The organism is Chitinophaga dinghuensis (assembly GCF_003259435.1).
In the GTDB taxonomy this organism is placed as follows: Bacteria; Bacteroidota; Bacteroidia; order Chitinophagales; family Chitinophagaceae; genus Chitinophaga; species Chitinophaga dinghuensis.
Window position 1 is genome coordinate 57,388 of record NZ_QLMA01000011.1, and the last position, 16,098, is coordinate 73,485.

Sequence of the window (16,098 nt, forward strand, 5' to 3'; positions counted from 1 at the left end):
TATATGCATTTAACGCTTGGCTTTTCTCCATGCCCGAATGATACCTTCATCTTCGATGCCATGGTGAATAATAAGATCGATACGAACGGCTTTACTTTCGACACCAACCTGGAAGACGTAGAAACCCTCAACAACTGGGCTATTCAAGGCAAACTGGATGTCACCAAACTCTCCTTTGCCGTATTCCTGAAAGTAAGGGATCAATACGAATTACTGAACAGCGGCAGCGCACTTGGTCGTGGCTGCGGACCACTGCTCATCGCGAGAGACAATATCTCCCTGGATGATATCAAAAACAAAACCATTGCCATCCCTGGAGAAAATACGACTGCCAACCTGCTCTTCTCTATCGCCTTCCCGGAAGCGAAGAACAAGAAAATCATGGTCTTCTCCGATATCGAAAACGCCGTACTCAACGGAGAAGCCGACGCGGGTGTAATCATCCACGAAAACCGCTTTACTTATCAGCTGAAAGGACTGAAAAAACTCATGGATATGGGCGAATACTGGGAACAAACTACCGGTAATCCAATACCATTGGGCGGTATTTTCATCAAGAAAGATATCAGTGCCGAAAAACGCGCTGCACTCGATCAACTGATTCATCAAAGTCTGCAACACGCCTACACCGAATATCCAGCCTTATCTGCCTATGTAAAATCACATGCACAGGAAATGGATGAACAGGTGATGCGCCAACATATTGATCTCTATGTGAATAACTTCAGCCTGGATCTTGGTAAAGAAGGACATGCGGCTGTAGATGCACTCATGAGCGCTGCACAGAAAGCAAGAAACTAATACCTGCAAAAAAGGTCCGGTAGTTCCGGACCTTTTTTATTTATTCTTCAGCGCCGCGCTATACACTTCCAACGCTCGCTTCCTCGCAATATCATGCGCAATAATTTGAGGAGGATAATCAAATGTATCCAGCTCCGGCACCCACTTGCGGATGTAAATAAGTTCTTTATCGAATCGTTCTGTTTGCAGACTAGGATTAAACACCCTGAAATAAGGAGCCGCGTCACAGCCGGAACCTGCCGCCCATTGCCAGTTTCCATTATTACTGGCGAGTTCATAGTCCAATAACTTAGCGGCGAAATACGCTTCGCCCCAACGCCAGTCAATCAGTAAATGTTTGGCCAGGAAACTAGCCGTAATCATACGTACGCGGTTGTGCATAAACCCGGTGGCATTCAACTCCCGCATACCCGCGTCTACTATAGGATAACCCGTTTTCCCTTCACACCATAAACGAAATTCTTTTTCATTATTCCGCCATGGAATACTGTCGTACTCCCGTTTAAAAGAATGGCCTACTACATGTGGAAAATGCCAGAGTATCATCTGGAAAAACTCTCTCCAGATGAGTTCATTGACGAAAGTATCATTCAACTCCAATCCCAATCGCGCTACTTCCCGGATACTAACCGTTCCGAAACGCAAATGCAAACCAATCCTTGTAGTACCCGTTAAATATGGAAAATCACGTGTCTCCTTATAATCGCTGATAATACCCTCATCCAGTTCTGCAGACGGAAATTCGGCATTCTCCAGCTTCTTAAAGCCCAATGATGCCAATGATGGGATGGCTTCACTTTTTGCTTTGAACAGATGAGAAAGATATTTATCAACGGGGTACGACTTCAAATAAAAAGGCGTCAATTTAGCCCGCCATTTTTTACTGTAAGGCGTAAATACCGTATATGGTTCACCGTTATCTTTCAGCACTTCATTCTTCTCAAAAATCACCTGATCCTTGGAGGTGAAAAATCCTATTCCCTGCAGCTCTAATTCCTTAGCCACTGCAGCATCGCGCTGACGAGCATAAGGTTCGTAATCGTGATTGGTATATACGGCGCCTACCTGGTATTTTTGCGTCCAATACCGGAAAGCTTCTACAGGCGTACCATGAAATGTAACGATAGTGGAACCGAAATTTTTCAGTTGTTTATTCAGTTGTTCCAGGGTGTGATGAATAAACAATACCCTTTTATCTGCCTTATCTTCCAGATCATCCAAAATATTGGTATCGAAGATAAATACAGGCAGCACGGGCATTCCCGACCGGAGCGCATGATAGAGCGCAGCTTGATCATTCAGCCGTAAATCACGGCGGAGCCAGCAGATATTAACGATAGGAGCAGCCATATCAGAGGATGTTTTCATGTAGTAACTCATGCAGCACAACGGCGGTTGCATTCCCATAACTACTATCGCGGAAAGTACCTACCCATCGTATACCATAAATGGCATTGGTGAGAAATATTTCATCCGCGTTTTCCAGATCCTCTATTTCAAGGGAACTCTCTTTCACTTTGAATGGCAATTCTGCTTGTAATAAATACTTGCGAATAACGCCACACACAGGGCCTTCCGTTAAAGGCGGCGTAAAGATTTCTTTGCCTTTAACAATAAACACATTCGCTATTGTACTGTCTGCAATACGGCCATATGGATTCTGAAGAATCGCTTCATTCAGCTGATGCTGACGGGCATACATGGCTGCCATTACATAAGGCAAACAGTTATTGGATTTGATGGAAGAGAGTTTATCGCAGCTCTTTTTGACATCCGGAAATATATCCGTTATCAGCCCACTTTCATTCAGTTCCAAAACAGATTTAGCGAGCGGCCAGGATTGTATTACAAAATTGGGAAGATTATTAATAGGATCATACAAGCCGCCATCAGAGCGAAATACAGAGAATCTGATTCGCGTAAGATCCGTCATTTTATTCTTCTCGCATAAATCTGTGATAGACTTAATAAAGGCAGATTTGGTAAAGGCAGCGGGGATATCAAAATGAAGCAGGTGTAGGGTGGCCATCAATCTTTCATAATGCAGATCGGCCAGTAACACTTTCCCCTGGTAGACTTTCAGCGTTTCAAAGCATCCGTCTCCATAGCGGAAAGATCGATTATCAGCTGTAAAAACAGGCTCTCCGGCTGGAATAAATTTGCCGTTATAACTAAGGTATCCAACTTGCACTTCAAACACTTTTAGCAAGTTGTAAGTTACCCCCTTTTTTCCGATTTAAATAAGCCAGGATGCAGCTTTTTTGTTAATATCCAATGTCTTCCATTAGCTACAAAAAAGCTGCATCTCTGTATAAAATTATTTATGTGATAGTCTGCCGAAACGTACTCCCACAAAGAAATCCGCTTGATGAGCACCACTCAGTGCCGTCAACACACTACCGCTACCGAGGAAGAGCGGACCAACGCGCAAACTAGCGCCTGCGTTAAATTTAGTCAGCGTATTGTAACTTAATGGCAGGAAGAATCCGAAGATACGACCATCATAACGAGGCGTTACAGAGAAGCCTCCGAAATACTGACTGTTAAATGCTTTGCTTTTCAGGGTAGTCAGAGAGAACTGTACGTTACCATTTACAAAGAATTTATCCTTGATGTGATAATCGCCATCCAGTTGTAATCTGCCTGGCAGAGCAACATTATAAGTGGCTTTATCATTTTGTTTGTCGGCCGTAAAATATTGAGGATATTTATTCAGCTCAGATTTGTAGTTATCGATCCCAACACCGTCGAGACTGCTGAGGTAGAAGTTTTGTCCGGCAGGAATATTGATAGCGAAAGTTCCACTTCTGGTAACATCGCGCTCATATTTGATACTTCCAATGTCAGTGAGTGCAAGACCCAAACGGAACTTGTAATCATTGCCACCATTAGGACGATATTCGTACACCGCACCCAGCTCAAAACCAACACCATGGCCTACAAATTTGATATCGTCATTATTTTCTCCTGAGAAATTGATGCCGGCAAAGTTCATTCCGATGGTACCACTTGCGTTGGTCAGTGCAGCATCTTGTTTAGCTTCGTCCGCAACGATAGTACCTTTCAGGTTATCGATTTGCACGCTGGCATTTCCCACGCCAGTCATGTATTTCAGCGTTACGCCTCCTTTCAGGTAATGTGGTCCGATGTGCATAATTTCTCTGGCTACCGTTACATTATATTCCGCCCAACCATTTACACTTACACGCATTTTATCATTGGAAGCAATAGTGTAAGGTAAATCCGGATCGTTGTTGGTAAAGTCGTTAGAAACTTTATCTGCCAGTTTTCCATCTACATCAGAAACGTTTGCCATCACTCTCGCTCTGCTGGTAAATGCAAAAGTGAATTTCTTCACTTTAAACATAAAGGAAGGAAGGTATACCTGCACGTTTGCCAGCGCTTTAACGGTACCATTATTCTGGCCAAAAAGCTGGCTTTTCAAAGTATCGCCGCTGAAGGCAGTACCGATGTTACTCAGTTTGTATTTCACCTGGTTGTTACCAACAGATGCATTGACACCAATAATGTTTACATCCCAGTTATAGCGACTATCAGCGATGTTAGCAGGGTTGCCATATACGCCATAAATACCTGCATAATTGCTGGAACGGAAACCGGGAAGATCCTGGGATTTAACAGCTATAGTACTGCATACCAGTAAAAAGAGTGTAGAAATTCTCTTCATAGGTTAGGTTTAGGTTTAGGATAATTATTTCGGGGCACAAGTTCTAATAAATATTCAAATATTCAAGTATATATAACGGATTAATTTCACTAGAAAAGTAAAGCCTTCTGCGAGTGCAGAAGGCTTCAGGTATAAATATTTACCGTTCAGCGTATAGCCGAAAGCGTTATAATTTCATTTCAGGAACATCACCTTTGATGGTGAGTCGGCCTGCAGTTTTTGCTTTAATTTCTTCCACAGAAACGCCTGGAGCTCTTTCCAGCAGCAGGAATCCGTCTGGTGTGATTTCCAGTACCGCCAGTTCAGTGACTACCTTGCGAACACATTGGACACCAGTGAGTGGTAAAGTACATGCAGGCAGGAGTTTGCTTTCTCCTTTAGGATTGGTGTGCATCATGGCAACGATGATATTCCGTGCAGCGGCCACCAGGTCCATAGCGCCTCCCATTCCTTTTACCATTTTCCCAGGGATTTTCCAGTTGGCGATGTCTCCCGTATCAGAAACTTCCATAGCGCCGAGTACGGTCAGATCTACCTTTCCGGCCCGGATCATACCGAAGCTTTCTGCTGAATCAAAGAAGCTGCCACCGGGAATGATGGTCACGGTTTCTTTTCCTGCATTGATCAGGTCAGCGTCGATTTCTTCTTCTGTAGGGTATGGTCCCATGCCCAGCATACCGTTTTCGGACTGCAACATGATACTGATACCAGGAGGAACATAATTGGAAACAAGTGTGGGAATACCTATGCCCAGGTTTACATACATACCGTCTTGTAATTCCTGTGCGATTCTTTTGGCGATGCCATATTTATCGAGGGCCATAGTTTAGATTTTTACCGTTTTGCGTTCAATCCGTTTTTCATAATTACTACCCTGGAAGATGCGGTGTACATATATTCCGGGAACATGGATCTGGTCTGGGTCCAGCTCTCCTGGCTGAACCAGGTGTTCTACTTCCACAATAGTGATGTTACCGGCTTTTGCCATTGGCACACTGTAATTGCGGGTAGTTTTACGGAAGACCAGGTTACCCATGGTATCGCCTTTCCAGGCTTTCACAATGGCGAAATCTGCATGCAGCGCCATTTCCATCAGATAATGTTTACCATCGAATACGCGAATCTCTTTGCCTTCCGCTACTTCGGTACCGTAGCCAGCAGGGGTAAAAAATGCAGGAATGCCCATACCCGCCATTTGGATACGGGTAGCCAGTGTGCCCTGGGGAATTAGGTCGACCTCCAGCTCACCTGCCAGTAATTGTCTTTCAAACTCTGCATTTTCTCCTACATAGGAGGACATCATTTTACGGATTTGTCTCGTCTTCAGCAGCAGTCCCAGCCCGAAATCATCCACACCGGCATTGTTGGAGATACAGGTCAGATTTTTAACGCCTTTTCTTACCAACGCAGCAATACTGTTTTCAGGAATACCACACAAACCAAACCCTCCCAGCATTAATGTAGTACCATCAGTGATATCCTGAATGGCCTCATCTGCATTTGCGAATACTTTGTTCATGTTTTGGTGTTTTATATATATATCAGCTTATTATTTCTGATGCCTGATAAATGGTTTGATAGTATCTGTACCGTTTGAAAGCAGGAGTGCTTTTTCCGCATTCGGGAAAATGTTACGCAGTCTGTATGCTGCGGGGGCCGACATTTCGCCCATATCCGGCGCTTTGTTTTTGCGGGCAACAATATCGTCCTGAACTTTATTCAGTACATCCCTCAGTCGGTCGGGATGTGCTTCATACCAGGCATAGCTGGTCGTAAATTCTTTTACGGAGACATGATGCAGGTCCAGCACCTGTTTGGAATACAGTTTAATTTTTTCCTGGCGCAGCGAATCAAACATAATTGGTTGATCGCTGGACACGTTGTTGCCATATGCTTCTGCAATGGTTAGATCTCTCAGTACAACGGTCATTTTATCTGGCGGCATAATACCTTTAGGCGTTCGGTCTGCGTCTCCGCAGGCGAATAAAAAAATCATACAGGCCGCTGCACTGAGTTTCTTGAAATAGTTCATGTTAGCTTGTCAATTGTAGCTTTTTGCCAAAGCGTAAAGCTATCAACATTTGCTGATAAAATAATACGGGCTTACTAACGCATTTGCTGGTATCTACCCGCGTTGGGAATATCCATTTTGGCCAGCATTTCTGCGGCGCGTGATTTTTCCTGAGGCATGGCCTTGGAGAAAATCTTCAGCAGTTCATCTCCTTTGGCGGAGTAGAAAGTCTGCATCAGCATAGAGTTCGGAACATCCTGGTAAATAGCGTATAGCAGGTTAATACAATTCATGATAGCGCTACGGCCTCCGTTCACATCATCATACATCTGGTCCAGTCCCATACGGTGATACTGGTACATCACATCGTGGAAGTTGTTAAACTTCACGTTCAGTAGGTTGTCCGTGAGCCAGTAGCGGTTACGTTGACTTTCAAATGCTTTCCATCCGGAAACGTCTTTGCCATCGGGCGCATTGATCACGATATTCTGGGCTTTCTTAAAGAAACCGTCGCCTCCGCGGGGAGAGAAGGAATCTGCATCCATTCCCAGTACCACATACACGTAATAGGCCATGATGGCTGTCAGGTTGGCTGCCAGCGGATCGCTGCCTCCTACGCGGTTATCATTGAATTCCAGTGGTTGAAATTCCGTGTAACGAAACAGCACATTATTGTCTTGTAAATTAAAAATACTGGTGACGTAGCTGCTGTTGTAGACGGGTCTGGTGGCCTGAATGGTGAGGGTGCCGCGATAAACGTCGGAGCTGGGCATCCCTGTCAGGTTCAGCATCACGTTACATTCAATTCTTTCTGAAGGAGCATAGGAATCATCCGCCCAACGGCGATTATTAATAAATTCCTTCAGGGAATTCTGGAGGGTAGTAAAAATCTTTTTGTCTACACCCTGGAGCTGACTAGCTACCACTGTAACGTTGGCACGCAGTTCCTGTGCGCTGACGCCGGTGTACAGCAAGGTACACAGTAACGCCAATACTGATAAGCGTTTAAGCATGTTGCAGTTCTATTATAGCAGAAACAATATCCTTAGCTACTTCCTGTTTGGATTTCAGGGGGAGACTGCGTTCACGGCCTTTGCGATCAAACAGGGTAACTTTGTTGGTATCATAGTTGAAGCCGGCGCCGGCATCTGCGAGGGAATTCATCACAATCATATCCAGATGTTTTTCCCGCAGTTTTTTCAGCGCGTATTCCTTTTCGTTGTTGGTTTCCAGGGAGAATCCTACCAGCATTTGCTGAGGGCCTTTGTTGTTCCCTAAAGTACGAAGGATATCATGGGTTTTCTCCAGCGCAATACTGAGTTGGTCTTCTCCTTTCTTGATTTTTTTATCTGCCGCATGTACCGGACGATAGTCTGCCACAGCAGCGGCAGCCACTACGATATCTGATAATGGGTAGGCCGCAATTACAGCATGGAACATTTCCTCTGCTGTCTGGATGTGGATGGTTTCAATTCCTGCATGATGGGTACCCAGATTTGTAGGGCCAAGTACCAGTTTCACCTGGGCGCCGGCGTCTGCGAGGGATTCCGCGATGGCGATACCCATTTTACCACTGGAGTGGTTGCTGATATATCTTACGGGGTCAATATGTTCGATGGTAGGACCGGCGGTTACCACTGCCAGTTTTCCGGCCAGGGGTTTTGGGCCACCCACCGTACTGAAGTGTCGGCGGAGGAAGGCTACTATTTTCTCTGGTTCTGCCATGCGGCCTTCGCCAATCAGTCCGCTCGCCAGTTCGCCGGAGTCTACCGGGATTTGGATATTACCATATGAGATAAGGTCTTGGACATTTCTGCGGGTAGCGGGATGATGCCACATATCTTCATCCATGGCGGGTGCGAAGATCACGGGGCAGACAGCGGAGAGATATACTGCCATCAGGAGATTATCGCAGGCGCCTTGTGCCATTTTGGAGATGGTATTGGCAGAGGCGGGAGCGATCAGCATGACATCGGCCCAGCGGCCTAGTTCTACGTGATTATTCCAGCTGTTATGGTCACTTATATTGAGTGGCACTTCATTTTTGGACAGGGTAGCCAGGGTGAGAGGGGTGATGAAGTCAGCAGCAGCCGGGGTCATCACTACTTTCACCTGGGCGCCTTCTTTTACGAGGAGGCGAACGATAGTAGCGGCCTTATAGGCGGCGATACTGCCGGTTACGCCCAGCAGTATTTTTTTGCCTTGCAGCATTTTGGTATTGTCCATGGACATCATAGAGAATAAAAAAGCGGCAGAGAAATATCTGCCGCTATGAAAATAGTATTTTTAAATGAAAGCATGTCCAACATTAGCTGAACAGGTCATCATCATTTTTACGGAAATAGATCTTGTTATCCAGGAATTCCTGAGTAGCCTGAATCGCGGGATTAGCCATTCTTTCGTAGAAGCGGCTGATCTCGATCTGTTCTTTATTTTCGTGAACTTCCTCCAGGTTGTCTGTATGGCTGGCAAACTCTTCCAGTTTGGAATGGAGCTCCTCTTTCACGGAAATATTGATCTGATTGGCGCGTTTTGCAATCACGGCAATAGATTCATATAAATTGCCAGTTCTGTTCTTAATATCGGTAGTATTTTTGGTTTCTACCCATGGATTAAGACTACTGGTTAGACTTCGCTTTATTTTGCTCATTTTCCAGAGTTTTAATGTTTGATTGTGCTAAGGTATAAAATTTTTCGGCATCTGCCTTCAGTTTGCTGTTTGGATAGTGATCGGCGAAATCCAGGTATTCGGTAACCACGGTTTCGTAGCGTTCTTTTTGTTTATCCTGCACACTGTTTTTAGCATATTGATAATAAGCTCTGATAGCCATTATCTTATAGCTGTCCGATTTATCAGAATCGGGGTAGTTGCGCATCAGTCCTTTGAAGGCGATACCTGCTGCTTTAAAGTAACCGAGGTTATAATATAATTCAGCGGCATTGAATTCTTTCTTTTCCAGTTTACGGCGGCAGAGTTCAATTACGAGGTTGGCTTCTGCTACTTTAGGTGCGGAAGGGTAGTTATTGATGAAGGTTTGCATGGCAGCGATCGCTTTCATGGTATTGGTTTGATCCAGGGATACCTTTGGCGATTGTTTATAATAGCAATAAGCCTGCATATAATCTACTTCTACTGCTCTTGGGCTGTTAGGGAAGAGGTCCAGGTAGTTTTTAAAGTTAAAAGCTGCCTGTACATAATCTTTCAGATTGTAGGAGCAATAGGCCATATTGTAGTATAGTCCTTCGAATTTATCGGTACCCTTGTATACCTGCATGAGATCACTGTAGAGGGTGAGTGCAGTGTTATACTTTTTCTTCTGGTACATTTTATCGGCGTATGCCAGCTTCTTTTCAAAGTTATTGCTTTTTTCTATCCTACGTAACTCATTGTTACAGGAGGAGAAAGCAATTACACTAATTGTAAGGAGACTAAAGTACAATAAAAATTTCCGCATAAAAGAGTGGCAAAATTAAGAATTAAATGTAAATGTAAGGTAGGGAGATTTTCGATGCTGTTAAAATTTTGCAAAAGAGGCGATTAAATCGACGAAAGGGCAAGAAAGGGGGATTGGATAGAAAAAGAAATGAAATATTCAAATATTTTTTTTGTGAGATAAAAATCCGGGGGTAGCGCGGGCACAAATTAGAATAAAAATCAACATATAAATCTGGTTTGAGGGAAAACTTCCCACTTAGGGAGAGAAGCGAAAGTGAAGGACTGGAGGGCTATTCACCCCTTGTAAACATCCCCTCTAATATTATTAACACATTATCCACATATATCCACAAGTAATACACACTAAAGGGTTCATAACAGGGGTGAAACTCAATATAAGAGGGGATTCTTTTCTGTGGAAAAAATTTAGCAGGTATTTTTTCGTAAAAAAGTGGGAAAAAGTGTTATTTTGTGTTAGAAAATGGATTTCAAGGACTTTACCCCATGGTATGACTGGATTTCTCGGTGAATATGAAGCAACGCTCGACGCAAAAGGACGCTTTCTATTACCTGCCGGATTCAAAAAGCAGTTACAAGAAAGCGCCGGGGGGCAGTTTGTGATTAACCGAGGGTTTGAGAAATGTTTGTCCCTGTATCCGATGAATGAATGGCAGCCCATTTTCGAACGTATAAGCAAGTTGAATGACTTTGACCCGAAGGTAAGGGAATTCAGGCGCTACTTTTTGAATGGAGCTACCATACTGGAGCTGGATAGTGCGGGGAGATTGCTGGTTCCGAAAAACCTGCTTTCTTATGCCAATCTTGACAAGGATATTATACTGGCCGCGGCCACCAATAAAATCGAGATCTGGGACAGTGCAAAATACCAGGAGTTCTTTGAAAATTTCTCACCAGGAGCCTTCAGTGATCTGGCACAACAGGTAATGGGAGGGGGAGATAATAACATCACAATTTAAAACTGTAGCATATGGGCGAACAGCAATATCATTTACCCGTTCTGCTGCAGGAAACAACGGAGCTTTTACATATCAACCCTTCAGGAACATATGTGGATGCTACGTTTGGAGGCGGAGGACATTCAAGAGCCATACTGGAAAAACTGGGCGAAAACGGTAAACTGATTGTATTTGATCAGGATGAAGATGCATACAAAAACAGGATTATAGACGATCGCGTCACTTTTGTACAACAGAATTTCAGGCACCTGCAACGATTCCTGAAATTGCATAAAGCGGAACCAGTAGACGGCATTCTGGCCGATCTCGGCGTTTCATCCCATCAGTTCGATACGGCAGAAAGAGGTTTCAGTACCCGATTCGATGCCGATCTGGACATGAGGATGGATACCAGAACCGACTTCACCGCGGCACAATTGCTGGCCACATGGTCCGAAGCAAGGCTACACCTCCTGTTTCAGGAATATGGAGAAGTAACCAACGCCAAAACACTGGCACAAACCATCGTGAAGAACAGAAAAACTCACCCCATGCGCACCATTGCAGCCTTCAAAGCTGTAATTCAGCCAATCGTAAAGGGGAATCCGCAGAAATACCTGGCACAAGTATTCCAGGCACTGCGTATAGCCGTTAATGATGAACTGGGCGCGTTGAAAGATCTGCTCACACAATCAGCAGAAGTGCTGAAACCAGGAGGCAGACTCGCCATTATCACCTTCCACTCGCTGGAAGACAGAATGGTGAAAAACTTTATGAAATCTGGCAGTTTCGAGGAAGCACAGGACGATCCGTTTGGCTTGGAAACACCCCCTAAATTGTTCAAACTCATCACGAAAAAACCGGTTAGCGCCAGCGAAGCAGAGCTGAAAAGCAACAGCAGATCCAGGAGCGCCAAACTGCGCGTAGCCGAAAAAAACATGTAGCCCGGTCCTAAAAAAACCTGGCTTCAATCCTATCATTCCTATTCACTGTGATTGCTTATCTGATGATGGCTAACGCAATATCCATTTCGTAATTCTTATTTAAAGCATAGCGCGTGTTAGAGGAAGAAATAATCGAAAAAAACCAGGAAAACCAAGCCGTCGAGGATAACTCCGAAACGCTGGAACCTAAAAAAGAGTGGCGGCTCCGTATCAACTATTCCATGTTGGTACAGAACATGCCCCGTATCCTGTTTCTTGCTGCCCTGGCACTTATCTATATCGCCAACAGCCACCTCGCTGAAAAGAAAATACGCCGTATCAATCAGCTTAGTAAAGAAATTAAAGAGCTCAAGTGGGAATATATCAACGTGAAGAGTGAGCTCATGTTCAGAAGCAAAATGAGCGAAGTCAGCAAATCCGTCGAACAACTGGGACTTAAACAACTCAGCTCGCCGCCCCGGAAAATACTGCTGAAAAACGAAACAGATAAAAAATGAATAACACATTGATACCTGATACTGCCCGCCTGTACTACCATACCGGCGGGGATGCTGGTAAATACTATATGGCAAGCATCTCAATAAAACCGCCAGTGTCAGGTATCATACCTAATAGCTCCCCTCCAAAGGAGCAACTAATAACTTAGCAGTGGATGTAAAAAAAGACATATTGTGGCGTGTGTATCTGTGCCTGATCGGCATGGCGCTCTTCGGCGTCGCTATCCTCGCCAAAGTCTTCTATATCCAGAATATCCAGGGCTCCTACTGGCGAAGCATGGCTGATAGTCTCCATACCCGCTACGTAGCCCTCGATGCCGACAGAGGCACCATCTATTCTGAAGAAGGGAGAATGCTCTCCACTTCTATTCCATATTTCGATATCAGAATAGATTTCGCCGCCGACGGCCTCACCGATAAAAAAGGCCTGGTGTTCAGAACAAACCTGGACTCCCTCAGCCTCTGCCTGTCACAGCTGTTCAACGACCGCTCACAGGCAGAATATAAAAAATTACTGCAGGAAGGCTATAAATCGAAAGACCGCTACTTTCTCCTCAAAAGAGATGTACCGTTCGATCAATACCAGACCCTGAGAACATTACCAATGTTCCGTCTCGGCAAAAACAAAGGCGGCATGATCGCGGAAACGAAAAGTAAACGCATCAACCCCTTTAAACTGCTGGCCAACAGAACAATCGGCCTCGCCCGCGAGAACGCTCAAAGCGTAGGACTCGAAAGAACCTACGACGATTATCTCCGCGGCGTTACCGGTAAACGCCTGATGCGACGCATCGCCGGTGGAACCTACGTTCCCGTAGAAGGATACGATATCGAACCAGAAAATGGCCGCGATATCGTTACCACCATCGATGTAAACATGCAGGATATCGTGGAAACGGCCCTCATGAATATGATGGTGCAAAACGAAGCAGATCACGGTACCTGTATCCTGATGGAAGTGAAAACAGGAAAAATCAAAGCACTCGCCAATATCGGCCATCTACAAGATGGTAGCTATTGGGAAAATATGAACTATGCACTGCAGGTTGGCGAACCAGGTTCCACTTTTAAACTGGCCACCGTCATCTCTGTACTGGAAGATAAATACGCTACCATGAATACAATGGTAAACATGGACGGCGGTAAATGGAAAGTTGGCCGTAGAACGGTATACGATTCTGAACCCCACCCGGGCCCACAGAACGTAACCATCAAACATGCATTCGAGCTCAGCTCCAATGTAGGTATGGCCAAACTCGCTGTACAGTACTACAGCAAACAACCGAATAATTTTGTCGCACACCTGAGGAAACTCAAACTCGACCAAATTACAGGTATTGACCTCCTCGGCGAAGGACGCCCGGTGATTAAATCCACCAACTCCCGCACCTGGTCCAATACCTCCCTCCCTTGGATGGCATTCGGTTATGAAGTACTGATCAGCCCACTGCAAACAGCTATGCTGTACAACGCAGTGGCCAACAACGGTAAAATGATGAAACCCTACCTCGTCAATTCTATTATGGAATATGGCCAGGTAGTAAAACAGTTTGAACCAACGATAGTAATGGATAGCATCTGTTCTAACAGTACACTCAGACAGGTGCAGCAAATGCTGGCAGGCGTCGTTACCAACGGTACCGCCAAAAAACTGCAAAACCAATACTACTCTTTCGCTGGAAAAACAGGTACCGCCCTCGTTGCCAACGGCAGCAGAGGGTATGCCGATAAAATATACCAGGCTTCATTTGCAGGATATTTCCCCGCAAATGATCCGCAATATACCTGCGTGGTAGTCATCAAAAACAAACCGCATGCACTGCGCTTCTATGGCGCCAGTGTTGCGGGTCCTGTGTTTAGGGAAGTCGCCGATCGCCTCTTCGCTCTGGCAGTGGAAAAACAAGCGCCCATGCAGGCTACTTTGAAAATTGACTCTACCCTGGCCATGAAAAATGGAAAAGGAGCAGAATGGAATGAAATCCTTCAAACACTCCACCTCCCCGCTGGTAACGCTACGGCTTCCAGCTGGGTAAGCGCCAAGGTAGATAACCAAAAGGTAACCTTCCAACAAGTCAGCCAACCTAAAGGCGCTGTACCGGATGTTACCGGAATGGGACTCAAAGATGCGCTATACCTGCTGGAAAATGCAGGCTTACGTGTAGTAATAAAAGGAGCCGGTAAAGTGAAAACACAATCACTCCCCGGCGGAACTAAAATTGGAAACGAACAAACAATTGTAATTGAACTGAGCTAGATGAAGACGCTGCGCGACATATTATACAACGTAAGCATCATCGCTGTCCACGGAGATGCAGGCATCCCCGTGAACGCATTGGCTATCGATTCCAGAAATATCGGTAATCAGGACGCATTCATCGCTGTAAAAGGCGTACATGCGGACGGTCACCAATATATCGAGAAAGCTGTATCTCTAGGTGCAGCCGCTATCATCTGCGAATCCCTGCCAGAGGTAATGCATGATCAAGTGACCTATGTACAGGTGAAAGACAGTGCTGCCGCCAGCGGCATAATGGCTGGCAATTTCTTTGATAACCCCTCCCACCAACTCAAACTGGTAGGCGTAACCGGTACCAATGGTAAAACAACCATCGCTACCCTCCTGTTCCGCCTGTATTCGAAACTGGGCTATCACTGCGGATTGTTATCTACCGTACAAAATCAAATAGGCGATACCGTTATCCCGTCTACCCATACCACCCCAGACCCTATTAGTCTGAATGCCCTGCTGGCTAAAATGGTGGAAGACGGTTGCCTCTATGCGTTTATGGAAGTGAGCTCACACGCCATCCATCAACAACGCATCGCAGGCCTCCGCTTTGCAGGTGGACTGTTCAGCAATATCACCCATGATCACCTGGATTACCACAAAACTTTTGATGAGTACATCCGCGTGAAAAAATCATTCTTTGATAACCTGCCTACATCAGCTTTCGCACTCACCAACCTCGATGATAAAAGAGGAAACGTGATGCTGCAAAATACCAAAGCCCGTAAGGCAACTTACAGTCTCCATACCCTGGCAGATTTCAAAGGAAAAATCCTGGAAAATAACCTGACAGGACTCATCATGATGATCGATGATACAGAAGTACATTTCCGTCTGATCGGTGAGTTCAATGCCTACAATCTGCTGGCCGTTTATGGCGCCGCCAGATTACTGGGCGAAGATAAAGCCACTGTCCTCCAGGCCCTGAGCGATATACAAGGCGCGGAAGGCAGATTCGATTACTTTATCTCAGATAAAGACCAGATCATCGCTATTGTGGACTATGCACATACCCCGGATGCATTGAAAAATGTATTAGCCACCATTCAGAACCTTCGTAAAGGAAACGAACAACTGATTACTGTGGTCGGCTGCGGGGGCGACAGAGACACCGCAAAACGCCCTATTATGGCAGATGTAGCCGTGGAAAACAGCGATCGCGTTATCCTTACTTCGGATAACCCACGCTCTGAAGACCCTACAGCCATCATCGCTGAAATGGAAAAAGGCGTCCCCGTGCATCTGAAAAAAAGATGCATCTCCATCGTTGACAGAAAAGAAGCCATCAAAACGGCTTTAACCCTCGCCGGTAAAAACGATATCATTCTCGTTGCCGGAAAGGGCCATGAAAAATACCAGGAAATTCACGGCGTGAAACATCCGTTCGATGATAAACAGGTATTACACGACATGATGACAATGCTGGAAAAATAACACCGTGTGAAAACCGGAACGACGTGACGTTGATGTAAAATATC

General features: G+C 45.2%; 16 protein-coding genes. 6 read left to right on the forward strand and 10 right to left on the reverse strand.

The window, feature by feature from the left end:
• The first annotated feature begins 3 nt into the window (after positions 1 to 3).
• Entirely contained in the window at positions 4 to 801 is a 798-nt protein-coding gene (locus tag CLV59_RS26690; protein ID WP_111595164.1) for a 1,4-dihydroxy-6-naphthoate synthase, read from the forward strand.
• Between the two features lie 36 nt (positions 802 to 837).
• Here the strand turns inward: CLV59_RS26690 and CLV59_RS26695 are convergent, their stop codons facing one another.
• The 10 genes from CLV59_RS26695 to CLV59_RS26740 all read right to left on the reverse strand — a co-directional run bounded on the left by CLV59_RS26695 (position 838) and on the right by CLV59_RS26740 (position 9,955).
• A complete protein-coding gene (locus tag CLV59_RS26695) occupies positions 838 to 2,169 on the reverse strand; it encodes a cryptochrome/photolyase family protein (RefSeq protein WP_245950961.1) in 1,332 nt (443 codons plus the stop codon).
• The gene (locus tag CLV59_RS26700) at positions 2,153 to 2,992 is read right to left on the reverse strand and encodes an aminotransferase class IV (protein ID WP_170137937.1); all 840 of its coding nucleotides are present in this window, start codon (positions 2,990 to 2,992) and stop codon (positions 2,153 to 2,155) included. The genes CLV59_RS26695 and CLV59_RS26700 overlap by 17 nt, the downstream gene beginning before the upstream one ends.
• A 126-nt stretch (positions 2,993 to 3,118) precedes the next feature.
• The gene (locus tag CLV59_RS26705) at positions 3,119 to 4,489 is read right to left on the reverse strand and encodes a DUF5723 family protein (protein ID WP_111595167.1); all 1,371 of its coding nucleotides are present in this window, start codon (positions 4,487 to 4,489) and stop codon (positions 3,119 to 3,121) included.
• Between the two features lie 166 nt (positions 4,490 to 4,655).
• A complete protein-coding gene (locus tag CLV59_RS26710) occupies positions 4,656 to 5,312 on the reverse strand; it encodes a 3-oxoacid CoA-transferase subunit B (protein WP_111595168.1) in 657 nt (218 codons plus the stop codon).
• 3 nt (positions 5,313 to 5,315) lie between these two features.
• Entirely contained in the window at positions 5,316 to 6,008 is a 693-nt protein-coding gene (locus tag CLV59_RS26715; RefSeq protein WP_111595169.1) for a CoA transferase subunit A, read from the reverse strand.
• 30 nt (positions 6,009 to 6,038) lie between these two features.
• The gene (locus tag CLV59_RS26720) at positions 6,039 to 6,521 is read right to left on the reverse strand and encodes a DUF4296 domain-containing protein (protein ID WP_111595170.1); all 483 of its coding nucleotides are present in this window, start codon (positions 6,519 to 6,521) and stop codon (positions 6,039 to 6,041) included.
• 74 nt (positions 6,522 to 6,595) lie between these two features.
• Positions 6,596 to 7,513 carry a type IX secretion system protein PorD gene (gene porD, locus CLV59_RS26725; protein ID WP_111595171.1) on the reverse strand — a complete coding sequence of 306 codons (918 nt, stop codon included), beginning with the start codon at positions 7,511 to 7,513 and terminating at the stop codon, positions 6,596 to 6,598.
• Complete coding sequence (gene coaBC, locus CLV59_RS26730) at positions 7,506 to 8,726, reverse strand: bifunctional phosphopantothenoylcysteine decarboxylase/phosphopantothenate--cysteine ligase CoaBC (RefSeq protein ID WP_245950962.1); 1,221 nt, start codon at positions 8,724 to 8,726, stop codon at positions 7,506 to 7,508. The genes porD and coaBC overlap by 8 nt, the downstream gene beginning before the upstream one ends.
• An 82-nt stretch (positions 8,727 to 8,808) precedes the next feature.
• The gene (locus tag CLV59_RS26735; protein WP_111595172.1) at positions 8,809 to 9,150 is read right to left on the reverse strand and encodes a DNA-directed RNA polymerase subunit omega; all 342 of its coding nucleotides are present in this window, start codon (positions 9,148 to 9,150) and stop codon (positions 8,809 to 8,811) included.
• On the reverse strand, positions 9,119 to 9,955 hold the full coding sequence (locus tag CLV59_RS26740) for an outer membrane protein assembly factor BamD (RefSeq protein ID WP_111595173.1): 837 nt from the start codon (positions 9,953 to 9,955) through the stop codon (positions 9,119 to 9,121). The genes CLV59_RS26735 and CLV59_RS26740 overlap by 32 nt, the downstream gene beginning before the upstream one ends.
• Positions 9,956 to 10,445: 490 nt before the next feature.
• On the opposite strand from CLV59_RS26740, the gene mraZ reads away from it, so the two are divergent.
• From mraZ to CLV59_RS26765, 5 genes are all read left to right on the forward strand, one after another.
• Positions 10,446 to 10,913, forward strand: a complete 468-nt coding sequence (gene mraZ, locus CLV59_RS26745; RefSeq protein WP_111595174.1) for a division/cell wall cluster transcriptional repressor MraZ — start codon at positions 10,446 to 10,448, stop codon at positions 10,911 to 10,913.
• Between the two features lie 11 nt (positions 10,914 to 10,924).
• Complete coding sequence (gene rsmH, locus CLV59_RS26750; protein ID WP_111595175.1) at positions 10,925 to 11,836, forward strand: 16S rRNA (cytosine(1402)-N(4))-methyltransferase RsmH; 912 nt, start codon at positions 10,925 to 10,927, stop codon at positions 11,834 to 11,836.
• Between the two features lie 113 nt (positions 11,837 to 11,949).
• Entirely contained in the window at positions 11,950 to 12,333 is a 384-nt protein-coding gene (locus tag CLV59_RS26755) for an FtsL-like putative cell division protein (RefSeq protein WP_111595176.1), read from the forward strand.
• Positions 12,334 to 12,484: 151 nt separating this feature from the next.
• Entirely contained in the window at positions 12,485 to 14,587 is a 2,103-nt protein-coding gene (locus CLV59_RS26760; RefSeq protein WP_111595177.1) for a penicillin-binding protein, read from the forward strand.
• Entirely contained in the window at positions 14,588 to 16,054 is a 1,467-nt protein-coding gene (locus tag CLV59_RS26765) for a UDP-N-acetylmuramoyl-L-alanyl-D-glutamate--2,6-diaminopimelate ligase (RefSeq protein ID WP_111595178.1), read from the forward strand.
• Positions 16,055 to 16,098 lie beyond the last annotated feature (44 nt).